The 24033-nt window shown below is 72.3% G+C and carries 24 protein-coding genes; 15 read left to right on the forward strand and 9 right to left on the reverse strand.

Annotation, left to right across the window (positions count from 1 at the left end):
- Nucleotides 1–518: 518 nt before the first annotated feature.
- Nucleotides 519–1622: a ribosome small subunit-dependent GTPase A gene (rsgA, locus tag EIZ62_RS06330; protein WP_156691735.1), complete on the reverse strand. Its 1104-nt coding sequence runs from the start codon at nt 1620–1622 to the stop codon at nt 519–521.
- 310 nt (nt 1623–1932) lie between these two features.
- Here rsgA and EIZ62_RS06335 point away from each other — a divergent pair, with 310 nt between their 5' ends.
- On the forward strand, nt 1933–2343 hold the full coding sequence (locus tag EIZ62_RS06335; protein WP_156691736.1) for a VOC family protein: 411 nt from the start codon (nt 1933–1935) through the stop codon (nt 2341–2343).
- On the opposite strand, the gene EIZ62_RS06340 is transcribed toward EIZ62_RS06335, so the two are convergent.
- Together EIZ62_RS06340 and EIZ62_RS06345 are read right to left on the reverse strand one after the other, a co-directional pair.
- Nucleotides 2283–3020, reverse strand: a complete 738-nt coding sequence (locus tag EIZ62_RS06340) for a helix-turn-helix domain-containing protein (protein ID WP_156696241.1) — start codon at nt 3018–3020, stop codon at nt 2283–2285. The two genes, EIZ62_RS06335 and EIZ62_RS06340, sit on opposite strands and share 61 nt — an antisense overlap.
- 1 nt (nt 3021) lies before the next feature.
- Nucleotides 3022–4266 (reverse strand): YihY/virulence factor BrkB family protein, encoded by a 1245-nt coding sequence (locus tag EIZ62_RS06345; protein WP_156691737.1) that lies wholly within the window; start codon nt 4264–4266, stop codon nt 3022–3024.
- Nucleotides 4267–4283: 17 nt separating this feature from the next.
- On the opposite strand from EIZ62_RS06345, the gene EIZ62_RS06350 reads away from it, so the two are divergent.
- From EIZ62_RS06350 to EIZ62_RS06410, 14 genes are all read left to right on the forward strand, one after another.
- Nucleotides 4284–5921 (forward strand): acyl-CoA dehydrogenase family protein, encoded by a 1638-nt coding sequence (locus EIZ62_RS06350; protein WP_156691738.1) that lies wholly within the window; start codon nt 4284–4286, stop codon nt 5919–5921.
- 137 nt (nt 5922–6058) lie between these two features.
- Nucleotides 6059–7369, forward strand: coding sequence for a GAF domain-containing protein (locus EIZ62_RS06355; protein ID WP_156691739.1), 1311 nt, complete (start codon nt 6059–6061; stop codon nt 7367–7369).
- Nucleotides 7366–7938, forward strand: a complete 573-nt coding sequence (locus EIZ62_RS06360) for a GNAT family N-acetyltransferase (RefSeq protein ID WP_156691740.1) — start codon at nt 7366–7368, stop codon at nt 7936–7938. Before EIZ62_RS06355 ends, EIZ62_RS06360 begins: the two co-directional genes overlap by 4 nt.
- 140 nt (nt 7939–8078) lie before the next feature.
- On the forward strand, nt 8079–8162 hold the full coding sequence (locus EIZ62_RS32810; protein ID WP_312846103.1) for a putative leader peptide: 84 nt from the start codon (nt 8079–8081) through the stop codon (nt 8160–8162).
- A gap of 125 nt (nt 8163–8287) precedes the next feature.
- Nucleotides 8288–9985, forward strand: coding sequence for a nitrite/sulfite reductase (locus EIZ62_RS06365; RefSeq protein ID WP_156691741.1), 1698 nt, complete (start codon nt 8288–8290; stop codon nt 9983–9985).
- The gene (locus EIZ62_RS06370) at nt 9982–10161 is read left to right on the forward strand and encodes a hypothetical protein (RefSeq protein ID WP_156691742.1); all 180 of its coding nucleotides are present in this window, start codon (nt 9982–9984) and stop codon (nt 10159–10161) included. Before EIZ62_RS06365 ends, EIZ62_RS06370 begins: the two co-directional genes overlap by 4 nt.
- Nucleotides 10158–10859 (forward strand): phosphoadenylyl-sulfate reductase, encoded by a 702-nt coding sequence (locus EIZ62_RS06375; protein ID WP_156691743.1) that lies wholly within the window; start codon nt 10158–10160, stop codon nt 10857–10859. Before EIZ62_RS06370 ends, EIZ62_RS06375 begins: the two co-directional genes overlap by 4 nt.
- A gap of 23 nt (nt 10860–10882) precedes the next feature.
- Nucleotides 10883–11413: an adenylyl-sulfate kinase gene (cysC, locus tag EIZ62_RS06380; protein WP_156691744.1), complete on the forward strand. Its 531-nt coding sequence runs from the start codon at nt 10883–10885 to the stop codon at nt 11411–11413.
- Nucleotides 11413–12345 (forward strand): sulfate adenylyltransferase subunit CysD, encoded by a 933-nt coding sequence (gene cysD / locus EIZ62_RS06385; protein ID WP_156691745.1) that lies wholly within the window; start codon nt 11413–11415, stop codon nt 12343–12345. Before cysC ends, cysD begins: the two co-directional genes overlap by 1 nt.
- A gap of 2 nt (nt 12346–12347) precedes the next feature.
- Nucleotides 12348–13691: a sulfate adenylyltransferase subunit 1 gene (locus tag EIZ62_RS06390; RefSeq protein WP_156691746.1), complete on the forward strand. Its 1344-nt coding sequence runs from the start codon at nt 12348–12350 to the stop codon at nt 13689–13691.
- A gap of 236 nt (nt 13692–13927) precedes the next feature.
- Nucleotides 13928–15040, forward strand: a complete 1113-nt coding sequence (locus tag EIZ62_RS06395) for an ABC transporter substrate-binding protein (RefSeq protein WP_156691747.1) — start codon at nt 13928–13930, stop codon at nt 15038–15040.
- A gap of 42 nt (nt 15041–15082) precedes the next feature.
- A complete protein-coding gene (locus EIZ62_RS06400) occupies nt 15083–15871 on the forward strand; it encodes an ABC transporter ATP-binding protein (RefSeq protein WP_156691748.1) in 789 nt (262 codons plus the stop codon).
- Nucleotides 15858–16754 carry an ABC transporter permease gene (locus EIZ62_RS06405; RefSeq protein ID WP_156691749.1) on the forward strand — a complete coding sequence of 299 codons (897 nt, stop codon included), beginning with the start codon at nt 15858–15860 and terminating at the stop codon, nt 16752–16754. Before EIZ62_RS06400 ends, EIZ62_RS06405 begins: the two co-directional genes overlap by 14 nt.
- Nucleotides 16755–16764: 10 nt before the next feature.
- Complete coding sequence (locus EIZ62_RS06410; protein ID WP_156691750.1) at nt 16765–17502, forward strand: sirohydrochlorin chelatase; 738 nt, start codon at nt 16765–16767, stop codon at nt 17500–17502.
- 20 nt (nt 17503–17522) lie between these two features.
- On the opposite strand, the gene EIZ62_RS06415 is transcribed toward EIZ62_RS06410, so the two are convergent.
- The 6 genes from EIZ62_RS06415 to EIZ62_RS06440 all read right to left on the reverse strand — a co-directional run bounded on the left by EIZ62_RS06415 (nt 17523) and on the right by EIZ62_RS06440 (nt 23991).
- Entirely contained in the window at nt 17523–18074 is a 552-nt protein-coding gene (locus EIZ62_RS06415; protein ID WP_156691751.1) for a DUF1697 domain-containing protein, read from the reverse strand.
- 73 nt (nt 18075–18147) lie between these two features.
- Nucleotides 18148–19347 (reverse strand): S8 family peptidase, encoded by a 1200-nt coding sequence (locus tag EIZ62_RS06420; RefSeq protein ID WP_156691752.1) that lies wholly within the window; start codon nt 19345–19347, stop codon nt 18148–18150.
- A gap of 297 nt (nt 19348–19644) precedes the next feature.
- A complete protein-coding gene (mgt, locus tag EIZ62_RS06425; RefSeq protein WP_156691753.1) occupies nt 19645–20853 on the reverse strand; it encodes a macrolide-inactivating glycosyltransferase in 1209 nt (402 codons plus the stop codon).
- A gap of 56 nt (nt 20854–20909) precedes the next feature.
- Nucleotides 20910–22217, reverse strand: coding sequence for an ABC transporter substrate-binding protein (locus EIZ62_RS06430; protein ID WP_156691754.1), 1308 nt, complete (start codon nt 22215–22217; stop codon nt 20910–20912).
- Nucleotides 22214–23056, reverse strand: a complete 843-nt coding sequence (locus EIZ62_RS06435; protein ID WP_156691755.1) for a carbohydrate ABC transporter permease — start codon at nt 23054–23056, stop codon at nt 22214–22216. Before EIZ62_RS06435 ends, EIZ62_RS06430 begins: the two co-directional genes overlap by 4 nt.
- On the reverse strand, nt 23053–23991 hold the full coding sequence (locus tag EIZ62_RS06440) for a carbohydrate ABC transporter permease (protein ID WP_156691756.1): 939 nt from the start codon (nt 23989–23991) through the stop codon (nt 23053–23055). Before EIZ62_RS06440 ends, EIZ62_RS06435 begins: the two co-directional genes overlap by 4 nt.
- Nucleotides 23992–24033 lie beyond the last annotated feature (42 nt).

Below are 24033 nucleotides of genomic sequence, written 5' to 3' on the forward strand. Positions count from 1 at the left end.
CCCCCAGTCTCCGCCGCCCCGGCCTCGCGGACTGGCGGTTTTCGGACGCCACGATCCCGTACCCGGCGACGTACCGGGGTGGGGCCGTGCCCACCACCCACCGTCCCGCGCCCGGCGACGTACCGGGGTGGGGCCGTGCAGGGTCGCCCCCGCAGGGGCTGGCGGCGCTACCGGGGTTCCCTATCCCCGTAACCCGAGGCCGCCGGCCCCGAGGAGGCGAGCCCGGAGGGGCCACGCCCCACCCCCACCGGGGGTAACCGGCACGAGGCACCGCCCGCAGGCGAACCGGGAACAGGCACCGCCCCTGGGCGAACCGACGACAGGCACCGCCCCGGTCCGTTGTGCCCACCCGTCCCGCCCCAGCGGGACGATTGCCCACAACAGGGTGGGGGGGACCCAGCGGGACGACTGCCCACAACGGGTGGGCGAGGGACGGGAGCGAGCCCAGCGGGACGAGTGCCCACAACGGGTGGGGCGCCGGCGGGCGGGAACCGTCACGCGGGGCGTCCGACGAGGCGTCAGCGGGCGCGGGGGCCTCGTTTGGCTTCCAGGGCCGCGCGGCCCGCCGCGGACTTGCGCTTCCAGTCCTTGAGGATCTCGGTGCGCAGGCGCGCGTCGGTCTTGGCGACGATCCGCTGGTTCTCGCGGAGCAGCTTGCGGTAGCTGTCGAGGCGGCGTTCGGGCAGGGAGCCGTCCTCGATGGCGGCGAGGACGGCGCACCCCGGCTCCGCCCCGTGGGCGCAGTCGTGGAAGCGGCACCGCGCGGCGAGTTCCTCGATCTCCGAGAAGACCTGGCCGACACCGGTCTCCGCGTCCCACAGGCCGACGCCCCGCAGCCCGGGGGTGTCGATCAGCACGCCGCCGCCCGGCAGGGCGAGCAGGTTGCGGGTGGTCGTGGTGTGGCGGCCCTTGCCGTCGACGTCCCGGGTCGCCTGGACGGTCATGACGTCCTCGCCGAGCAGGGCGTTGGCGAGGGTGGACTTGCCCGCGCCGGACGTGCCGAGCAGCACGCTGGTGCCGCCCGCGACGACCGCGGCGAGCACCTCGACGCCCTCGCCGCTGGTGGCGCTCACCGGCAGCACCTGGACGCCCGGCGCGGCGGTCTCGACGTCCTGGACGAGGTACGACAGGCCGACGGGGTCGGGCACGAGGTCGGCCTTGGTGAGGACGACGAGCGGCTGGGCGCCGGATTCCCACGCGAGGGCGAGGAACCGTTCGACGCGGCCGAGGTCGAGCTCGACGGAGAGCGGCACGGCGATGATCGCGTGGTCGACGTTCGCGGCGAGGATCTGCCCCTCGGACCGCTGGGACGAGGTGGAGCGTACGAACGCGGTACGGCGCGGCAGGTACGTGCGCACGTACCGGGGGTTGCCGCTGGTTTCGACGGCGGCCCAGTCGCCGGTGCAGATGACCCGCAGGGGGTCGTGCGGGGTGACGAACGCGGTGTCGGCGCGGACCACGCCGTCGGCGGTGACGACGTCGCACTGGCCGCGGTCGACGCGGACGACCCGTCCGGGGACGAGCCCCTGGGCGGCGTACGGGGCGAAGGCCGCCTCCCATGCGCTGTCCCAGCCGTGGGCGGACAGGGTGTGGGAGGAGGACGGAACGGAAGCGAGAGACAAGGGGAACCCTTCGGAGGGCGGCCCCGGCGGGCGCGTCGAGCGCAGTGGTCGAGCGCGGAGTAGGAGTGTCAGCCGGTGGCCACGGGGAGGATGTGACGGAACGTCTGGATGTGGGCAACGCCCATCGCGCTGACAGCCATCGGTCGCACCTCCCGTTAGGGGTTCGATGTCCCGCGGTCGGCGGAACGGCGCCAGGTTAGCGGCCCGCCCGCCGCACGCGCCAAGGGTTTTTCCGGTGGACCTCCCGGGGCCCCGGCGGTGTGTCCGATTCGTACAAGACCCGCTGCTCGCGCCCGCCTACCGTCGCCGTATGACCACCGAACGAACCCCCGTACCCCAGCTCGACGCGATCGGGATCGTCGTCGCCGACATGGCCGCCTCCCTCGCGTTCTACCGCCGTCTCGGCCTGGAGATCCCGGACGGCGCCGAGTCCGCTCCGCACGCCGAGGCCATCCTGCCCGGTGGCATGCGGGTGCTGTGGGACACCGAGGACGTGATGCGCTCCTTCGACCCGGAGTGGACCCGCCCGCGGGGCGGTGACCGGATCGGCCTGGCGTTCCGGTGCGCGGACCCCGCCGCGGTGGACGCGACGTACGAGGCCCTGGTCTCGGCGGGTCACCGGGGGCACCTGAAACCGTGGGACGCGGTGTGGGGCCAGCGCTACGCGGTGGTGCTGGACCCGGACGGCTGCGGGGTCTCCCTGTTCGCGGACGCGTCGTAGGCGCTCAGCGTGCTGCCCGCCAGGGCGCGCATCTCGCGCGCGAGGTGGGCCTGGTCGGTGCAGCCCGCCTCGGCCGCCGCCCGCGCGTACGGCACGCCCGCCCGGACGAGCGCGAGGGCGCGCTGGAGGCGCAGCACGCGGGCGAGCGTCTTGGGGCCGTATCCGAAGGCGTCCAGCGACCGGCGGTGGAGCTGACGGGCGCCGAGCCCGACGGCGTCGGCGACCTGGGCGACGGTCCGTCCGGCGTTCAGCCCGTCGGCGACGGCCCGCAGGCGCGGGTCGGGGCGGGGGGCGTCGGCGGCGCACCGCAGTGCAAGGTCCTCCAGCGCGGCGGCCCGGTCGGTGGCTTCGCCGATGCGTGCGGCCGGCCCCCGGACGCGGGCGCCGGGCCACAGGGCGGCGAGGTCCACGCGCCGGTCGCGCAGTTCGTGCGCGGGCACCCCGAGCAGCGCCGGGGCGTCGCCGGGAGCGAAGCGGACGCCCGCGTACTCGGCGCCGGGGTCGTCGGGGACGTACGCCCGGGTGTCGGGGCCGGCGACGTACAGCCGTCCGTCGCTCCACAGCAGGTCCATGCAGCCGTCGGGCAGCACGGAGAAGGGGGCCGCCGGGCCGCCGGTGCGGGCCCAGACGACGGCGCCGTCGAGCCGTGAGGGCCGTTCCTCGTACACGCCTCCCAGGCTAGACGGGCCCGCCCTGGTCCCGGTCCTGAGGGCGGTCCTCGTCCCGGTCCTGAGCGCGGCCCTCGTCCCGGCCCCCGTCCCGCTCGCGTCCCTTCTCCCGCTCCCGCTCACGCTCGCGCTCGCGTTCCTTGTCCTTCGCCGAGTGCAGCCGGGACTTCACGTCGTCCGGGGGCAGGAACCGCGACCAGCGTTCGGGGAACTCCGAGGGCATGTCCGGGTCGTCGTCGTCCAGGCCCTCGACCGCCGCCTTCGCGCGGGCGACCAGCGCCGCCGCCTCGGCCGTGCGGACCCGTTCGTTCTCGGCGCGGGCGGCGGCGGTGGCGACCGACGGCCAGACGCGGTCGATCGCCGCGTTGACCGCGGCCCCCACCAGGACCGCGAAGGCGGAGATGCCGATCCACAGCAGCACCGCGATGGGCGCGGCGAGCGAGCCGTAGATCGTGGGGCCCTCGACCGTGCTGGTCAGGTAGATACGGAGCAGGAAGCTGCCGAGCACCCACATGCCGAGCGCCACCAGCGCGCCGGGGACGTCCTCGATCCACGGGGACCGCACGGGGACGGACACGTGGTAGAGCGTGGTGAGGAAGGCGATCGACAGCAGGATGACGACCGGCCAGTACAGGATCGCGACGACCTCGGTGCCCCAGGGGACGAGCTCCACCACGCGGTCGGGGCCGACGACCGCCAGCGGCAGGACGACCGCGCCGATGATCAGGGCGATGATGTAGAGCAGGAAGGCCAGCAGGCGGGTGGCGACGATGCCGCGGTGGCCGTCGAGGCCGTACATCACGGTGATGGTGTCGATGAAGACGTTCACCGCGCGCGAGCCCGACCAGAGCGCGATGGCGAAACCGATGGAGATGATGTCGGGGCGGCCGCCGTGGGTGACGTCGGCGAGGAGGGGTTTCGCGATGTCGTTGACGCCCCGGTCGGAGAGGACCGTGCCGACCGCCCCGAGGATGTTGCGCTCGATGGAGGCGACGGTGGTGGTGTCGGTCCAGTCGTCGATGTAGCCGAGCAGACCCAGCAGACCCAGCATCAGGGGCGGCAGCGACAGCAGGGTGAAGAACGCGGCCTCGGCGGCGAGGCCGAGGATCCGGTACTCGATGCACGAGTTGACGGTGTCCTTCAGGAGCAGCCAGGTCATCCTCCGCTTCGACACGTTGCGGTAGAGGGCCCGGGCCCGGTGGAGTCTTCCCTGGGACGGAGGTGGCCCCGGGGGTGTTTCATTTGCTGCCTGCACCTCCTTACCGTATCCGCATGGCGACCACCACCCACACAGTGACCAACCAGCCTCCGCCCCTGGTCGGGTACGACGTCTTCACCGCCGATCATGCGCTGACCGAGGCTGTGGAACGTCACCTTCCGCTCGAACTGCTCGACGACGCGCGCCAGGAGCTGTCCTCGCTCGGCACCACCGCCGGGTCCGTCCAGGCGCGGGAGTGGGGGTTCCTCGCCAACGAGCACCCGCCGGAGCTGCGCACCCACGACCGGTACGGCCACCGGATCGACGAGGTCGACTTCCACCCCGCCTGGCACCGGCTCCTCGGCCACGCGGTGACGAACGGGCTCACCAACGCCTGGGGCCGGCCGGGCGGTCACGTCCGGCGCGCCGCCGGGTTCCTGGTGTGGACGCAGGCGGAGGCGGGGCACGGCTGCCCGCTGTCGATGACGCACGCCGCCGTCCCGGCGCTGCGCACCGACCCGGCGCTCGCGGCCTTCTGGGAGCCCAAGCTGACCTCGCAGATCTACGAGGGTGAGGACCTGCGCCCGGCCGCCGCGAAGACCGGGGTGCTGTTCGGGATGGGCATGACGGAGAAGCAGGGCGGCAGCGACGTACGGGCGAACACCACGGCGGCGGCGCCGCTGGACGCGCAGGGCGAGTACCTCCTGACGGGGCACAAGTGGTTCTGCTCGGCGCCGATGTCCGACGCCTTCCTGGTGCTGGCCCAGGCGCCCGGGGGCCTCACCTGCTTCCTGGTGCCGCGGGTGCTGGAGGACGGCGAGCGGAACGTCTTCCGGATCCAGCGGCTGAAGGACAAGCTGGGCAACCGGTCGAACGCGTCCAGCGAGGTCGAGTTCGACCGGACGTGGGCGCGCCGGGTGGGTGAGGAGGGGCGGGGGGTGCGCACCATCATCGAGATGGTGGCGGCGACCCGCCTCGACTGTGTCGTCGGTTCGGCCGCGCTGATGCGGCAGGCGGTGGCCCAGGCGGTGCACCACGCCGCTTACCGCAGCGCGTTCGGCGGGGTGCTGATCGAGAAGCCGCTGATGCGCAACGTGCTGGCCGATCTGGCGCTGGAGTCGGAGGCGGCGACGGCGCTGGCGATGCGGCTGGCAGCCGCGTACGACAACGACAGCGAGCAGGAGCGGGCGTTCCTGCGCCTGGCGGTGCCCGCCGCCAAGTACTGGGTCACCAAGCGGTGCACGCCGGTGACGGCGGAGGCGCTGGAGTGCCTGGGCGGCAACGGGTACGTGGAGGAGTCCGGGATGCCCCGGCTGCTGCGCGAGGCGCCGCTGAACTCCATCTGGGAGGGTTCGGGCAACGTCCAGGCGCTGGACGTGCTGCGGGCGCTCCAGCGCGAACCCATGGCGCTGAACGCGTTCCTGGAGGAGGTCGGCCGGGCGCGGGGCGCGGACCACCGGCTGGATGGGGCGATCAAGGACATGCTGGCCGAGCTGGCGGACCTGGACGGCATCGAGGCGCGCGCCCGGCGGCTGGTGGAGCGGATGGCGCTGGTGCTTCAGGGTTCGCTGCTGGTCCGGTACGCCCCGCCGGCGGTCGCCGACGCCTTCTGCGCGTCGCGCCTGGGCGCCGACTGGGGCACGGCCTTTGGCACGCTGCCGCACACCCTGGACCTCGCGTCGCTGGTGGAGCGGGCGCGGGCGGTGGTCTGACGGGAGGAAGCGCGGGATGGTGCTGCGCCGACACGGCACCATCCCGTCGCGGTACCACTGTCGTACGGGGGCGCGGGGGTCCGCGAGGGTTGCAGGGGGTTGCAGCGGTGCGGGTGAGGGAGGAGGGGGGAGGACCGGTGCGTCGGACCAGGGTGGACATGACGCGGCTCGCCGCGATGGACACGCGCGAGGCGGCGTTGCTGCTCAAGGGGGTGCGGGACGCGACGCTGCGGGGTGGGCGGGCGCCGTTCGCGCCGCGGGCGGAGATAGGTGAGTCGTGGCAGCGGATGCTGCGCAGGGGGCTGGACCCGGACCGGGACCACCGGTCGCGGCTGCTGGACGCGGAGGAGGTCGAGCGCCGGCGCGCCGCGTCACCGCTGGCCGAGGTGTTGCCGGTGTTGCGCGAGGGGCTGGTGTCCTGCTCGGCCGCGTCGGGCGCCGTGCCGCACATCATGGTGGTGGCGGACGCCGACGGCCGGGTGCTGTGGCGCGAGGGCAGTGCGCCGGTCCTGCGGAAGGCGGACGGGCACGGCTTCGAGCCGGGTGCCGACTGGACGGAGTCGACGGTCGGTACGAACGGGGTGGGCACCGCGCTGGTGACCCGGCGCCCGGTGCAGGTGCACTCGGCGGAGCACTTCGTCTCGACGCACCACTCGTGGACGTGCGCGGGTGCCCCCCTGACCGATCCCCGGGACGGGCGGCTGATCGGCGCGGTGGACGTGAGCGGGCCGCTGGCGACGATGCATCCGGCGACGCTGATGCTGGTGAGTTCGGTGGCGCGGCTCGCGGAGGCGGAGCTGCGCAACCGGCACTTCGCCGAGCTGGCGCGGCTGCGGGCGGTGGCGGCGCCGGTCCTGTGCCGGGTGGGCGGCCGGGCGCTGGTGGTGGACGCGCACGGGTGGCTGGCGGGCGTGACCGGGATGCCGCCGGTGGACCGGCTGCCGTTGCCGGCGTCGTTCGGGGCGGGCCGGGCGTGGTTGCCGTCGCTGGGGCTGTGCGCGGTGGAACCGTTGCCCGGCGGGTGGCTGCTGCGGCTGGTGGACGAGGAGGCGCGGGCGGCGGCCGGGGCGAGCCGGCTGGTGCTGGACGTGAGCCGGCCGCGCCGCTGGTCGCTGGAGCTGTCGGGGGCGGCGGGCAGCTGGACGCAGGAGCTGAGCCCGCGCCACACGGAGCTGCTGTTCGTGCTGGCCGTGCACCGGGAGGGCCGTACGGCGGCGGAGCTGGCGTACGACGTGTTCGGGGACCCGACGCGCACGGTGACGGTGCGGGCGGAGATGTCCCGGGTGCGCCGGACCCTGGCGGGGCTGCTGGAGCACCGTCCGTACCGCTTCCGCGAGGAGGTGGAGGTGGAGGTGGTCCGCCCCGAGGACCCCGCGGACCTGCTCCCGCACTCCACGGCCCCGGCGGTGCGTGCCTGCCGGGACGGGCGTGGTTCGCTTGGCGTATGAGCATCACCGTGACCACCTGGTCCCTCGAACAGACCTCCGTCGCCGATCTGCGTCCTGCCGCCGCGCCCTCCGGGGACGTGCGGATCGAGCGGGCCGAGGTGCCGTCGCCCGAGTTCAGCAGGTTCCTCTACAGCGCGGTCGGCGGGGACATCCGCTGGACGGACCGGCTGGGCCTGTCGTACGCGCAGTGGGAGGAGATCCTCGGGCGGCCGGGCGTGGAGACGTGGGTGGCGTACGACCGGGGGACGCCGGCGGGGTACGTCGAGCTGGACGCGCAGGACGACGGGGTCGTGGAGATCGTCTACTTCGGGCTGATACCGGCGTTCCGGGGGCGGCGGATCGGCGGGCACCTGTTGTCGTACGGTGCGGCGCGCGCCTGGGACCTCGCCGAGCGCTGGCCGGGGCGGACCCCGACGAAGCGGGTCTGGCTGCACACCTGCTCCCTGGACGGTGAGCACGCGATGGCCAATTATGTGCGGCGTGGGTTCGCCCTCTTCGACACCCGGGTGACGGAGGAGCCGGACACGGCGAACCCTGGCCCGTGGCCGGGCGCCTTCGCGTCGCGCTGAGTCCTCTTCTCGTACGCCCGTCGGGTCACCCGCGCGTCCGCGGAGTGACCCACACCACACGCGTCCACGATGCGGGACACTGATGTCCATATCGCGGACGAACCTGGACTGGGTCCAAAGTCCCGTGGCACGCTTCCGTCATGTCTCGAGCTGGAATTGCCTTGGTGAGTCGGCGGCACGTCGACCTCGGCCGCATGTCCAGCGCCATCTGTCCGGTGAGCTGATCAGCCCAGCACCACCGCGATCCCCGAATTTCTGAACCCCCGGCGCACCGCCGCGCTTTCTCCTGCGCAGCGCGCGAGTGTGCAGGTCAGAGCCGCCCTCCTGCAGTCCCGAAGGACGTATCGTCATGGCCGCCACCCCGGAAAAGCCCGCTTCCGCCACCGCCCGCCGCAAGACCGGGCGCCACCGTGGCGAAGGTCAGTGGGCCGTGGGCCACTTCACGCCCCTCAACGGCAACGAGCAGTTCAAGAAGGACGACGACGGTCTCAATGTGCGGACACGCATTGAGACGATCTACTCGAAGGCCGGCTTCGACTCGATCGACCCCAACGACCTGCGCGGCCGGATGCGCTGGTGGGGCCTCTACACCCAGCGCAAGCCCGGGATCGACGGCGGCAAGACCGCGATCCTGGAGCCGGAGGAGCTGGACGACGAGTACTTCATGCTGCGGGTCCGCATCGACGGCGGCCGGCTGACCACGGAGCAGCTGAGGGTCATTGGCGAGATCTCTCAGGAGTTCGGGCGCGGGACGGCGGACATCACCGACCGGCAGAACGTCCAGTACCACTGGATCCGGATCGAGGACGTGCCCGAGATCTGGAACCGGCTGGAAGCGGTGGGCCTGTCCACGACCGAGGCGTGCGGTGACACCCCGCGCGTCATCCTCGGTTCCCCGGTCGCCGGGATCGCCGAGGACGAGATCATCGACGGCACCCCGGCCATCGACGAGATCCAGCGCCGGATCGTCGGCAACAAGGACTTCTCCAACCTGCCCCGCAAGTTCAAGTCGGCGATCTCCGGCTCGCCGCTGCTCGACGTGGCGCACGAGATCAACGACATCGCGTTCGTCGGCGTGAACCACCCCGAGCACGGTCCCGGCTTCGACCTGTGGGTCGGCGGCGGCCTGTCCACCAACCCCAAGATCGGTGTGCGGCTCGGCGCGTGGGTCCCGCTCGACGAGGTCCCCGACGTCTACGAGGGCGTCATCTCGATCTTCCGCGACTACGGCTACCGCCGGCTGCGCAACCGCGCCCGCCTGAAGTTCCTGGTCGCCGACTGGGGCCCGGAGAAGTTCCGCAAGGTGCTGGAGGACGAGTACCTGAAGCGCGAGCTGGTCGACGGCCCCGCGCCCGAGCAGCCGGTGCAGCGGTGGCGCGACCACGTGGGTGTGCACCGCCAGAAGGACGGCCGCTTCTACGTCGGTTTCGCGCCCCGTGTCGGCCGGGTCGACGGCGCCACGCTCACGAAGATCGCCGAGGTGGCCCAGGCGCACGGCTCGGGCCGGCTGCGGACCACCGCCGAGCAGAAGATGATCGTCCTGGACGTCGAGGAGGCGCAGGTCGAGTCGCTCGTGGCGGGTCTCGAGGCGCTGGACCTCCAGGTCAAGCCGTCCCCGTTCCGGCGCGGCACGATGGCCTGCACCGGCATCGAGTTCTGCAAGCTCGCCATCGTCGAGACCAAGGCGCGCGGCGCGTCGCTGATCGACGAGCTGGAGCGCCGCATCCCGGACTTCGACGAGCCGATCACCATCAACATCAACGGCTGCCCCAACGCCTGCGCGCGCATCCAGGTGGCGGACATCGGTCTCAAGGGCCAGCTGGTCCTCGACGACGCCGGCAACCAGGTGGAGGGCTACCAGGTCCACCTGGGCGGCGCGCTCGGCCTGGAGGCGGGCTTCGGCCGCAAGGTGCGCGGCCTGAAGGTCACCGCCGCGGAGCTGCCCGACTACATCGAGCGGGTCCTGGGCCGCTTCCAGGAGCAGCGCGAGGACGGCGAACGCTTCGCCACCTGGGCGGCGCGCGCCCCCGAGGAGGCCCTGTCATGAGCGAGCGTGCGGCACCGTTCCACTGCCCGTACTGCGGCGACGAGGACCTGCGCCCGGGCGAGCAGGGTCATGGCGCCTGGGAATGCGGGGCGTGCAACCGGGCCTTCCAGTTGAAGTTCCTCGGGCTGCTCAGCCGGGGTCTTCGACGCAACGACGGTGGAGGGGAAGCGATATGACGTTGCTTCAGGACAGAGAAGCGCTGAAGGGCATCGCCGAGCGGGCGGGCCGCGACCTCGAAGAGGCGTCCGCCCTGGAGATCCTGAAGTGGGCCGCCGACACCTTCGGTCCGCGCTTCTGCGTCACCTCCTCCATGGAGGACGCGGTCGTCGCCCACCTCGCCTCGCGGGTCATGCCCGGCGTGGACGTCGTCTTCCTCGACACCGGCTACCACTTCCCCGAGACCATCGGCACCCGTGACGCGGTCGACGCGGTCATGGATGTCAACGTCATCACCCTCACGCCGCGCCAGACGGTGGCCGAGCAGGACGCCGAGTACGGCCCGCGGCTGCACGACCGGAACCCGGACCTGTGCTGCGCCCTGCGCAAGGTCAAGCCGCTGGAGGAGGGCCTGACCGGGTACGACGCGTGGGCGACGGGGCTGCGCCGCGACGAGTCGGCGACCCGGGCGGACACCCCGGTCGTCGGCTGGGACGAGAAGCGGCAGAAGGTGAAGGTGTCGCCGATCGCCCGCTGGACGCAGGACGACGTCGACGCGTACGTCGCCGAACACGGTGTCCTCACCAATCCGCTGCTGATGGACGGGTACGCCTCCGTCGGCTGCGCGCCCTGCACGCGCCGCGTGCTGGAGGGCGAGGACGCGCGGGCCGGCCGCTGGGCGGGCCGGACGAAGACCGAGTGCGGGCTGCACGGCTGATGACGACTGTGGGAGAAGAGAACGTGACTGGGGCCACCATCTGGCTCACCGGGCTGCCGAGCGCCGGCAAGACCACGATCGCCTACGAGCTGGCGGACCGGCTGCGCGCCGAGGGCCGCCGGGTCGAGGTGCTCGACGGCGACGAGATCCGCGAGTTCCTCTCGGCGGGCCTCGGGTTCAGCCGTGAGGACCGGCACACCAACGTGCAGCGGATCGGCTTCGTGGCCGAGCTGCTGGCGTCGAACGGCGTGCAGGTCCTGGTGCCGGTGATCGCCCCGTACGCGGACAGCCGCGACGCCGTCCGCAAGCGCCACCAGCAGCAGGGCACCGCGTACCTGGAGGTGCACGTCGCCACTCCGGTGGAGGTGTGCTCGGTGCGGGACGTGAAGGGCCTGTACGCCCGGCAGGCCGCGGGTGAGATCAGCGGCCTGACCGGGGTGGACGACCCGTACGAGGAGCCCACCAGCCCGGACCTGCGGATCGAGTCGCAGAACCAGACCGTGCAGGAGTCCGCCGCGGCGGTCCACGCCCTGCTGACCGAGAGGGGCCTGTGATGACCACCGTCACCGACGTCCACGACACCGACAGCCCGTTCGCGCTGTCGCACCTGGACTCGCTGGAGTCCGAGGCGGTGCACATCTTCCGCGAGGTGGCGGGCGAGTTCGAGCGGCCGGTGATCCTGTTCTCCGGCGGCAAGGACTCGATCGTGATGCTGCACCTGGCGCTGAAGGCGTTCGCGCCGGCCGCGATCCCGTTCTCGCTGCTGCACGTCGACACGGGGCACAACTTCCCCGAGGTCATCGAGTACCGCGACCGCACGGTCGAGAAGCACGGGCTGCGGCTGCACGTCGCCTCGGTGCAGGAGTACATCGACGCGGGGAAGCTGCGCGAGCGCCCGGACGGCACCCGCAACCCGCTCCAGACGGTGCCGCTGACCGAGGCCATCCAGCAGCACCGGTTCGACGCCGTCTTCGGCGGCGGGCGGCGCGACGAGGAGAAGGCCCGGGCCAAGGAGCGGGTGTTCTCGCTGCGCGACGAGTTCTCGCAGTGGGACCCGCGCCGGCAGCGGCCCGAGCTGTGGCAGCTGTACAACGGCCGGCACGCGCCCGGTGAGCACGTGCGGGTGTTCCCGCTGTCCAACTGGACCGAGCTGGACGTGTGGCAGTACATCGAGCGCGAGGGCATCGAGCTGCCGCAGATCTACTTCGCACATGAGCGTGAGGTGTTCTCCCGCAACGGCATGTGGCTGACGGCCGGCGAGTGGGGCGGCCCGAAGGACGGCGAGCCGGTGGTCCGGCGGACGATCCGCTACCGCACGGTCGGCGACATGTCCTGCACCGGTGCCGTCGACTCCGACGCCACCACGCTGGAGGCCGTGATCGCCGAGATCGCCGCGTCCCGGCTCACCGAACGGGGCGCCACCCGCGCCGACGACAAGCTGTCCGAGGCCGCGATGGAAGACCGCAAGCGCGAAGGGTATTTCTAGAGATGAGCACCACGAGCGAGCAGCTCGCCGACCTCTCGGCCACCACCCTGCTGCGGTTCGCCACCGCCGGTTCCGTCGACGACGGCAAGTCCACGCTGGTGGGCCGGCTGCTGCACGACTCCAAGTCGGTGCTGGCCGACCAGCTGGAGGCGGTCGAGGCGGCGTCGCTGAGCCGTGGCCAGGACGCCCCGGACCTGGCGCTCCTGACGGACGGGCTGCGGGCCGAGCGGGAGCAGGGCATCACCATCGATGTCGCCTACCGCTACTTCGCCACGCCCCGGCGGCGGTTCATCCTGGCCGACACGCCCGGCCATGTGCAGTACACCCGCAACATGGTCACCGGTGCCTCCACCGCCGAGCTGGCCGTGGTGCTGGTCGACGCCCGCAACGGCGTCGTCGAGCAGACCCGCCGGCACGCCGCGGTGGCCGCGCTGCTGCGCGTCCCGCACGTGGTGCTGGCCGTCAACAAGATGGACCTCGTCGACTACGCGGAGCCCGTCTTCGCGGCGATCGCCGAGGAGTTCACCACGTACGCCTCGGAGCTGGGCGTCCCGGAGATCACCGCGATCCCCATCTCGGCGCTGGCCGGGGACAACGTGGTGGAGCCGTCCGCGAACATGGACTGGTACGGCGGGCCGACGGTGCTGGAGCACCTGGAGACCGTGCCGGTCAGCCACGACCTGACGGCCTGCCACGCCCGCTTCCCGGTGCAGTACGTGATCCGGCCGCAGACCGCCGAGCACCCCGACTACCGCGGGTACGCCGGTCAGATCGCGGCGGGTGCCTTCCGCGTCGGCGAGCAGGTGGCCGTGCTGCCGTCGGGGAAGACCTCCACGATCACCGCGATCGACGCGCTCGGCGAGAGCGTCGACATCGCGTGGGCGCCGCAGTCGGTGACGATCCGGCTGGCCGACGACATCGACATCTCGCGCGGCGACCTGCTCGCCCCGGCCGGTGACGCCCCGGCGACCACGCAGGACGTCGTGGCGACGGTGTGCCACGTGGCGGACCAGCCGCTGGCCGTCGGGCAGCGGGTGCTCCTGAAGCACACCACCCGTACGGTCAAGGCGATCGTCAAGGACATCCCGTCGCGGCTGACGCTGGACGACCTGTCCCAGCACCCGGCGCCCGGGCAGCTGGTCGCCAACGACATCGGCCGGGTCGTGGTGCGCACCGCCGAGCCGCTGGCGCTCGACACGTACGCCGACTCGCGCCGTACCGGCTCGTTCCTCCTCATCGACCCGGCCGACGGCACCACCCTCGCCGCGGGCATGGCCGGTGACGCGTTCGCCTCGGCGACGGCTCCCGTCGCCGCCGCGCAGGACGAGGAGGGCTGGGACTTCTGATGGTGACCGACGTGTACGCCACCTTCGCGAAGGAGGGCGGCCGGGTGGGCAGCGGCCTCCTCGGCGCGGGGACCGGGGGTGTCGCGCGATGTGTCCGGTGACCGCCGCCCCCCGCCCCGCCCGGGCCGTCCGTGACCCCCGGGCCACCGAAGACCGACATCCGCCGACCTCCCGGCCGCCGCGTCCCTGACGAACAGGGGACGTGGGAGCCGGACCGACGAGAGGAACCCCCTCCCGTGCCTGCCACGTCCCGCACCGCGGCCCTGCGCCGCGGGCTCGCCGTTGCCGCCGCCCTGCCCCTGCTGATCGGCGCGCTCGCGTCGTGCGGCTACGGCTCCAAGGCCCCGAAGGACGAGAAGAAGGTGGCGGCCGAGGGCGAGAAGCTCTCCGCCGACCGGGTGAGACTCGGGTACTTCCCCAACCTCACCCACGCCACCGCCCTGGTCGGGGACCAGGAAGGCATCATCCAGAAGGAGCTGGGCGGCACCGAGCTGAAGGTGTCGACCTTCAACGCGGGTCCGTCCGAGATCGAGGCGCTCAACGCCGACTCGATCGACATCGGCTTCATCGGCCCCTCCCCCGCGATCAACGGTTACGTCAAGTCCCGGGGCAAGAACCTGCGGATCATCGGCGGTTCCGCGTCCGGCGGGGTGAAGCTGGTGGTGAACCCCGAGAAGATCAAGACCCTGGACGACCTCAGGGGCAAGAAGATCGCCACCCCGCAGCTGGGCAACACGCAGGACGTGGCGTTCCTCAACTGGATCAAGGAGCGCGGCTGGAAGGTCGACGCCCAGAGCGGCAAGGGCGACGTCTCCGTGGTCCGCACCGAGAACAAGGTCGCCCCGGACGCCTACAAGTCCGGTTCGATCGACGGTGCCTGGGTGCCGGAGCCGACCGCGTCCAAGCTGGTCGGCGAGGGCGCCAAGGTGCTCCTCGACGAGTCGTCCCTCTGGCCGGACAAGAAGTTCGTGATCACGAACATCATCGTGTCGCAGAGGTTCCTCGACGCGCACCCGGACGTCGTCGAGGCGGTGCTGCGCGGCTCGGTGAAGACCAACGCGTGGATCAACGCCAACCCGGACAAGGCGAAGGACTCCGCCAACGCCCGGCTGGAGGCGCTCACCGGCAAGCCGCTGGGCGACAAGGTCATCGACCCGGCGTGGCCGTCGATCCAGTTCGTGGACGACCCGCTGGCCGCGACGCTCCGGGCGCAGGCCGGTCACGCGGTGGCCGCCGGTCTCCTGGAGGAGCCGGACCTGAAGGGCATCTACGACCTGAGGCCGCTCAACAAGGTCCTGAAGGCCGAGGGCAGGCCCGGGGTCGCCGACGCCGGTCTCGGCGTCAAGTAACCGTCCAGCAGCCCGATTCCCCGTTCCCAGGAGGTGACGACCATGGCCACGACCTTCGCCAAGGCCGAGGACCGTGTCGCGGTGAGCCACGCGGCCCGTATCGCGCACGTCTCGAAGTCCTATCCCGGACCCACCGGCCGGCAGCTGGTGCTCGACGACATCTCGCTCGATGTCGCCCCGGGCGAGTTCGTCACCCTCCTGGGGGCCTCGGGGTGCGGCAAGTCCACGCTCCTGAACCTGGTGGCGGGGCTCGACCGGCCGACCGCGGGGTCCATCGAGACCCCCGGCGGCCGGCCGGCGCTGATGTTCCAGGAGCACGCGCTGTTCCCGTGGCTGACGGCAGGCAAGAACATCGAGCTGGCGCTGCGGCTGCGCGGCGTGCCGAAGAACGAGCGGCGCGGTGAGGCGGAGCGGCTGCTGGAACTGGTGCGGCTGGGCGGGGCGTACGGCAAGCGGGTGCACGAGCTGTCCGGTGGCATGCGCCAGCGGGTGGCCCTGGCGCGGGCGTTGGCGCAGGACAGTGACCTGCTGCTGATGGACGAGCCGTTCGCGGCGCTGGACGCGATCACGCGTGACGTGCTGCACGACGAGCTGACGCGCATCTGGCGCGAGACGCGGCTGTCGGTGCTGTTCGTCACCCACAACGTGCGCGAGGCCGTGCGGCTGGCCGAGCGCGTGGTGCTGCTGTCCTCCCGGCCCGGGCGGATCGCCCGGGAGTGGCGCATCGACATCCCTCAGCCGCGCCGCATCGAGGACGCCGCCGTCGCGGAGCTGTCCCTTGAGATCACCGAAGAACTGCGTGGGGAGATCCGCCGCCATGGCCAGCACTGAGACGACGACCGGGGCCGTCGCCAAGACGGACGACCTGGCCGGCCTGGAGGCGGGGCTGGACGCGCTGGAGACGGTGCAGGCGCGCCGGACGCCGGTGCGCGAGGTCCTGGTGAAGAAGGTCCTGCCGCCGCTGGTGGCCGTGGCGCTGGTGCTGGTGGTGTGGCAGCTCCTGGTGTGGGCCGAGGTCACCGACGCGTACAAGCTGCCGCCGCCGTCCGCGGTGTGGGACAGCCTGGCCACCATGTGGCTGGAGGGCACGCTCCTCGACGTGCTGTGGACGAGCGTGTCGCGGGCGTTGCTCGGTTTCCTGATGGCGCTGGCCATCGGTACGCCGCTGGGTCTGCTGGTGGCGCGGGTGCGGTTCGTCCGGGCGGCGATCGGGCCGATCCTGTCGGGTCTCCAGTCGCTGCCGTCGGTGGCGTGGGTGGCGCCGGCGGTGCTGTGGCTGGGGCTCAACGACTCGATGATGTTCGCGGTGATCCTGCTGGGCGCCGTGCCGTCGATCGCCAACGGCCTGGTGTCGGGGGTGGACCAGGTGCCGCCGCTGTTCCTGCGGGCGGGGCGGACGCTGGGCGCGACCGGTCTGCGGGGCGCCTGGCACGTGGTGATGCCCGCGGCGCTGCCGGGCTACCTGGCGGGCCTGAAGCAGGGGTGGGCGTTCTCGTGGCGTTCGCTGATGGCCGCCGAGATCATCGCGTCCTCGCCCGAACTGGGCCTGGGCCTGGGGCAGCTGCTGGAGAACGGCCGCAACAACATCGACATGCCCGGCATCTTCCTGGCGATCCTGCTGATCCTCGTGGTCGGTATCGCCATCGACCTGTTGATCTTCAGCCCCCTGGAGCGGGCGGTCCTGCGCCGTCGCGGTCTCCTCGTCAAGAGCTGAGCGTTCCGTCATGAACCGTCCGGTCCTTCTCGTCATCGCCCACGGCAGCCGTGACCCGCGGCACGCCGCGACCGTGCACGCCCTGGTGCGGCGCGCGGGCCGGCTGCGCCCGGGTGTCCGGGTGGAGACGGCGTTCCTGGACTTCAACGTGCCGTCGGTGCCGTCCGTCCTGGAACGGCTGGCCGCCGAGGGCGTGCGCGACGTGGTGGCCCTGCCGCTGCTGCTGACGCGCGCCTTCCACGCCAAGGCCGACATCCCGGCCGTCCTGCGGGAGGCGCCCTCGTGCCTGCGGATCCGGCAGGCGCCGGTGCTGGGCCCCTCGCCGCTGCTGGTCGCGGCGCTGGAGCGGCGGCTGTACGAGGCGGGGCTCACGCCCGCCGACAAGCGCTCGACCGGGGTCGTCCTGGCCTCGGCGGGCTCCACCGACCCGGAGGCGATCGCAGTGATCGCTGAAATGGCGCGGGAGCTGCGGCACACCGGTTGGTGCGCCGTGCGGCCTGCGTTCGCCTCCGCATCCCTTCCCCGCACCGAGGACGCGGTGCGGGCACTGCGGGAGGACGGGGTCCGCCGGGTGGCGGTCGCCCCGTACGTCATCGCGCCGGGCCGTCTGCCCGAGCGGATCGCCGCCGGCGCCGCCGGCGCGGACGTGCTGGCGGACGTGCTCGGCCCGTCGCCGGAGCTGGCGCGGCTGCTGCTGGAACGGTACGACGAGACGCGCGCCGCCGGGCTGCGGGCGGTCGCCGCGTAGGACGCCCGGGGTGGACGGGCTCAGTCGCGGGTGAGTTCCACCAGTTTGCGGACGGTGTTCCAGTTGCGGGTGGTAGCCGTGACGCCCTTGACGAGGGCGGGGCGGGAGAGTGCCTCGGCGAGCTTGGAGCGGCCCAGCCCCTCGGGTGTGTACAGGTAGACGGCGCGGTCGCCGAGCCGGAACGCCTCGGGGAGGAAGGCTTCCTGGTCGAGGCCGGCGAACCGGTCCGGGTCGGCGGGCCCGGAGAGGTAGGTGACGTGGAGCTGCCTGCCTTCGAGCCCGGCCGCGGGAAAGGGGCACGCGTCGGCGACGGCGCGCAGGTAGGGGCCGCCGCGGACCAGGCAGTCGACGCGGAAGCCGAAGTGCTCCTCGATGGCCGCCTCCAGTGCGGTGGCCAGGGTGTCCTCGTCGGCGCCGGAGGCGCTGGTGAAGGCGGCGTTGCCGCTCTGGAGGTACGTCGTGACGTCGCTGTGGCCCAGTTCGGCGAGCAGGGTGCGCAGTTGTGCCATGGGGACCTTCTTGTGGCCGCTGACATTGATCCCGCGCAGCAGGGCGGCGTACCTCGTCGTCATGGTCACACCATAAGGCGGCCGCCGTGCCCCGTGGGGGAGGGCACGGCGGCCGCCGGTCAGCGGGCCGCGTCGGTCACTCGACGACCTTCAGCAGCTTGTTCGGCGTGCCCTGGCTGGGGTTGGAGATCTTGTCGGCCGTGGCACCGTCGGTGAGGGCCTTGGCGACCTGCTCCGGGGTGGCGTCCTGGTGGCCCGCCAGGTAGACGGCCGCGGCGCCGACGACGTGCGGCGTCGCCATGGACGTGCCGGAGATGGTCTTCGTGCCCTCGTCGCTGTCGTTCCAGGTCGAGGCGATGTCCGAGCCAGGGGCGTAGATGTCCACGACCGAGCCGAAGTTGGAGAAGTCGGACTGCTGGTCGTCCTTGGTGGACGAGGCCACGGTGATGGCCTCGGGGACGCGGGCCGGGGAGCTCTGCCCGGCGTCCGAGGACTCGTTGCCGGCGGCGATGCCGAAGGTGACGCCGGAGGCGATGGCCTTCTTCACGGCCTCGTCGAGGGCCGGGTCGGCGCCGCCGCCCAGGCTCATGTTGGCGACGGACGGGCCCTGGTGGTTCTTGGTGACCCAGTCGATGCCCGCGACGACCTGCTCGGTGGTGCCCGAGCCGTTGTCGTCGAGCACGCGGACGGCGACGATCTTCGCCTTCTTGGCGACTCCGTGCGAGGCGCCGGCGATGGTGCCCGCGACGTGGGTGCCGTGGCCGTTGCCGTCGCTCGCGTCGTTGTCGTTGTCGATGGCGTCGAACCCGGAGGTCGCCCGGCCCTCGAAGTCCTTGTGGCTGACGCGCACACCGGTGTCGATGACGTACGCGGTCACGCCCTCGCCCGCGCCGTCGGGGTAGGTGTACTTGCTGTCACCGGCGGTGTCGGCCTGGTCGACGCGGTCCAGGCCCCACGACGGCGGGTTGTCCTGGGTGGCGCTGATGCTGAACTTCTTGTTCTGCACGACCTTGGCGACGGCCGGGTCGGCGGCGAGGCGCTTGGCCTCGGTCTGCGACAGGCCGGCGGCGGAGAAGCCGTTGACGGCCGAGGTGTAGTTGCGCTGGAGCTTGCCGCCGTACTCCTCGGCGAGCTTCGCCTTGTCCGCCTTCTCGTCCAGCAGGACGATGTAGCTGCCGGAGACGGCGCCTTCGGCCCCGAGGCCGTAGACCGTTCCTTCGGCGGGTGCGGGTGCGGGCGCCGCGCCCGCGTGGGCCGCGCCGAAGGCCGTGAGGCCGGCGACGACAGCTGTGGCGGCGGCGAGCCGAACTCCGCGTGCGCGCTTGTGAGTTGCCATGAAGAGGGGTCTCCTCGTCATCAAGTTGTGTGGGGGGTTTGCCCTCCGGTGAGAAATCCACCGGGGGGTGATTCGAAACCCTGGTCGATTGATGCGCGCAGATCAAGGCCTTCACATACTCGTGACTTACTCAACAAACTTCCTTAATAACAAATCACCCCAGCGCGGCGTTTTTTGCGGCAACGCGGCGTGGCACGGCCCAAATGGCCATGCCACGTGACGTTTTGCGAGCTGTTGTTGCGGCGACGGTCCACGAACGGACGGCCGCCGCGGTCCTCGCGCGACGGTCCGGTGACCCTACGAGCGGCCTCCGCGCGGGAGGTCCGCCTCGATGAGGTCCGCCGCGCGCTTCGTACCGCCCTCGGCGGCCATCCGGCGCCGGATGTCCTCCGCACGGCGCGCCACCTCGGGGTCGGCCACCAGCTCCAGCACCGCCGCCCGCAGGGCCTCGGCCGTGGCGTCGGCCATCGGCAGGTGGCGGGCGACCCCGAGCGAGACCAGCATGTCGGCGTTGCCGAACTGGTCGACGGCCTGCGGGACGGCGACCATGGGCGTGCCGGTGGCGAGGCCCTCCTGGCTGCCGCCCGCGCCCGCGTGGGTGATGAAGGCGTCCGCCTGACGGAGGATCGCCAGCTGCGGCACCCAGTCGTGCACTTCCACGTTGGCGGGCAGCGTGCCGAGTTCGGCGGGGTCGACGTGCTTGCCGATCTGGAGGACGACGTGCCAGCCGGCCAGGTCGCCGAAGGCTTCGGCGCAGGCGCGGTAGAACTCCGGCTGCTTGGTGAAGGACGAGCCGAGCGAGACGAGCAGGACCCTCTCCGCTCCCGCCGGGCGCTGCCACTCCCCCTGCTCGGCGCGCTCGCCCTGGCAGGCGCCGACGAAGGTGAAGACGGACCGGTCGACCCGCTCGGCGTTCGGCTGGAGCACCTCGGGGATCAGCACGACGGCCTTGCGGGGCCGGGCGATGAGCCGGTCGGGGTGGGTGTCGACACCGTTGCCGGTGAGCCACTCCTCGAAGCGCGCGTAGTACGCCTTGCCGCGCTCGGACGCCTTGACTTCGGCGAACATCGGTTCGGCGACCTCCTCCTCGTACCCCTCCCAGGGAACGAGGTTGGGCCAGAGGGCGACGGCGGGCACGCCCCAGCGGTGGGCGAGGACGGGGGCCGGATAGCCCGTGATGTCGTGGATCACGAGGTCCGGCTCGTCCCCCGCGAAGGCCTCCGCCAGCTGGGGCAGCGCCTGGATGGCGTCGTCGAGGAACGGCTCGATGTTGTCGATCAGTTCGGTGCCCCACGCCTCGGGGTCGTCGTCGGTCGGCAGGGTCGAGGTGTAGATCACGGGTTCCGCGCCGGTCTCGGCGACCTTGTCCGCGAAGGATGCGGGGATCGCGTAGCTGACGCGGTGGCCCCGGGCGACGAGCTCCCGGATCACTTCGATGCTCGGGTTGACGTGCCCGTGGGCGGCGATGGAGAACATGGCGATGTGGGCACGATCGGGTGAGGTCATGTGTGGCACCCTAACGAGACGAGACGTCTCGTGCAACTAATTTCCGCCTGGGCCCCTCACCGCTGGTAGCGCGCCAGCACCAGGTTCCCGTCGTCGACCAGACGTTCCTCCAGCTCGGCGGCGTCGATGGCGCCGCTGTAGTACTCCTGGTAGGCGGGGGCGGCGACCTTGTCCTTCCACTCGGGGTAGCCGCGCACCGACTGCGCGGGCGCGGGACGGAGATGGCCGGCCAGCGCGGTGCCGGTCGCCCAGCCGTCCTCCGCCGTGCGCAGCGACGGGTCCTTCAGCGCCTGTGCGCCGGTCGGCAGCATCCAGTCGCCGCGTGCCAGGCGCACCATGTTGGCGGGGCGGAGGAGGAAGTCGATGAACCGCGCGGCCTCCTTCTTGTACGGGCTGTCCTCGGCGATCGACAGCGTCTGCGGGCTCACGCCCTGCGCGGGGCCGTCCGCGCCCGCGGGCGCGGGCAGCACGATCCACTCGAACCCCTCGGGGGCCTGCTGGACGATCTGCTGGCGGTAGGAGAACCCGAGCGGGACCATCGCGTACGTGCCGCCGAAGAATCCGGGGAGGGTGTCCGAGCCGCCCATGCCGAGCGTGCTGCGCGACGCGCTGCGGTCGGTGTTGATCTGGGCGTGGACGGTCCCGGGCACGACCGCGTCGGCCTCGGTGAACCGGACGGCGACCTTGCCGTCGTCGCCCCGGTGGAAGAGCCGCCCGCCCGCCGACAGGCCGAGGTTGAGGGAGACGGAGACCGGTTCCTTCAGCGGCCAGGCGACGGCGTACCTCCCCTCCCCCATCGTCACCGTCACCTCGCGGGCGACCTGCCGGAACTCCGCCCAGGTCCAGGGCTTGACGGGCGTGGGGAGGCGGACGCCCGAGGCCTCGAGGATCTTCTTGTTGGCCATGATGACGCGCGGCTCCTGGAGGAACGGCACGCCGTACACCCCGTCGCCGAAGGTGGTGGTCTCCCAACTCGTGCGCGGGATGTCGGCCTTGAGCCGGCCGGACAGCAGGGGGCGCAGGTCCGCGAGGTAGCCGCCGTGGGCGAAGTCCGCGAGGTCGTCGGAGGCGTCGTGGATGATGTCCGGCGCCTCACCGCCCTCGAAGGAGGTGAGGAGCTGGTCGTGGACGCTGTCCCAGCTGCCCTGCTCGTAGTCGACGCGGACGTCGGGGTGGGCCGCGTTCCACTCCGCGACCAGCTCCTTGTTGGCGTCGACGGACTCCTTCTGCCAGGCCAGCGACTGGAACCGGAGCACGATCCGGCCCTCCGCGTCCCGCCCGCCTCCGTCGCCGCCCGACGAGCAGCCGGCCGGCAGCAGGGCGAGGACGGCGGCCATGACGGCGACGGCCAGGCGGCGCGTCATGACTTCACCGCCCCGGCCAGCATGCCGCCGGTGATCCGCTTCTGGATGAGCGCGAAGACCACGAGTGAGGGGAGCGTCGCGAGGAACGCGGCGGCGGCGAGCGGGCCGAGGTCGGCGACGCCCTCCGCGCCCAGGAAGTGGGTGAGGACGACCGGCAAGGTCTGTTTCTCCGGGGTCTTGAGCAGGACGAGCGCGAAGAAGAACTCGTTCCACGCGGTGATGAACGCGAAGAGCGCGGTGGCGACGATGCCGGGTGCGAGCAGCGGCGCGGTGACGGAGCAGAGCGTGCGCAGCCGGCCCGCCCCGTCGACGGCCGCGGCCTCCTCCAGCTCGGCCGGGACGGCCCGGACGTAACCGGTCAGCATCCACACCGCGAACGGCAGGGACCAGGTGACGTAGACCAGGACCAGTCCGGTGAGCGTGTTGATCAGGTGCAGGTTCTTCAGCACCAGGAAGAGCGGGATGATCACCAGGACGAAGGGGAACGCCTGGCTGACGACGACCCAGCCGGTGGCGGCGGCGGAGAGCCGGCCGCGCCGGCGGGCCATCACATAGGCCATCGGGGTCGCGACGGTCACGGCGATCAGGGCGGCGCCGAGCGCCGCGACCAGGCTGTTGGCGGCCGCCTGGAGGAGCGGCTGCTCGTCGAAGGCCTGCCGGAAGTTGGCGAGGGTGGGGTCCTCGGGGATCCAGGTGGGGTGCAGGGACCCGAGTTCCCGGGCCGGTTTGAAGGCCGTGGAGACCAGCCACAGGAACGGCAGGGCGAGGAAGGCCAGGTACGCGAGGAGCGCGAGGTACTGGCCGGCCCGGGCGGGGCCCCGGGTGCGGGCGCCGGTCATTCGTCCCCCTTCAGCCGGCTCACCAGATGGACGGCGAGGAGTACGGAGACGACGGCGACCAGCACGCAGCCCATGGCCGCCGCGTAGCCGAACTGTCCGTACCGGAAGGCCTCCTCGTAGGCGAAGAGCATCGGCAGGCGGGTGCGGCCGCCGGGTCCGCCGCCGGTGAGCACGTACACCAGGGCGAAGGCGTTGAGGTTCCAGATGAGGTTGAGCGCCGTGATGGCGAGGGCGACGGGCTTGAGGGTGGGCCAGGTGACGGTCTGGAAGCGGCGCCACGCGCCGGCGCCGTCGAGGGCGGCCGCCTCGTGGAGCTCCCGCGGGGTGTTCTGCAGCCCGGCGAGGAGGGCCACGGTGGTCTGGGGCATGCCGGCCCAGATGCCGACGAGGATCACGGCGGGCAGCGCGGTCGCGAGGGAGGTGAGCCAGTCCCGTCCGTCGCCGAGGCCGAGGTCTCGGAGGGTCTCGTTGAGGATGCCGGCGTCGGGGTTGTAGACGAGCCGCCACATGATGCCGACGACCACCTCGGGCATCGCCCAGGGGATGATCGCCAGGGCCCGGGCGAGCCAGCGGAGGCGGAGTTTCTGGTTGAGCAGCAGGGCGAGGCCGAGGGCCAGCAGGAACTGCGGGACGGTGACGCCGACCGCCCAGAGGAGGCCGATCCGGAACGACTCCCAGAACAGGGTGTCGTGCAGCAGGTCCTGGAAGTTCAGGGTGCCCACCCACTGGGTGGCCCGGGTGCGCCCGGACTGGGCGTCGGTGAAGGCGAGGGCGATGCCGTAGAGCAGCGGGCCGACGCTGAGCAGGAGGATGGGGATCAGGGCGGGCAGGACGAGGAACCAGGCCCCGTGGTCCACCGGACGGCCCGGCGGCCGGTGCGGCGGACGTCCGGCTCCCTGGCCGGTCCTCCGCTTCGTGGCGGTCACCGATGTCACGGGCAGTCCCCCTCGGGCGGTCGGGCCGGCCGGCCGTCATCG

It is taken from the genome of Streptomyces ficellus (assembly GCF_009739905.1).
In the GTDB taxonomy this organism is placed as follows: domain Bacteria; phylum Actinomycetota; class Actinomycetes; order Streptomycetales; family Streptomycetaceae; genus Streptomyces; species Streptomyces ficellus_A.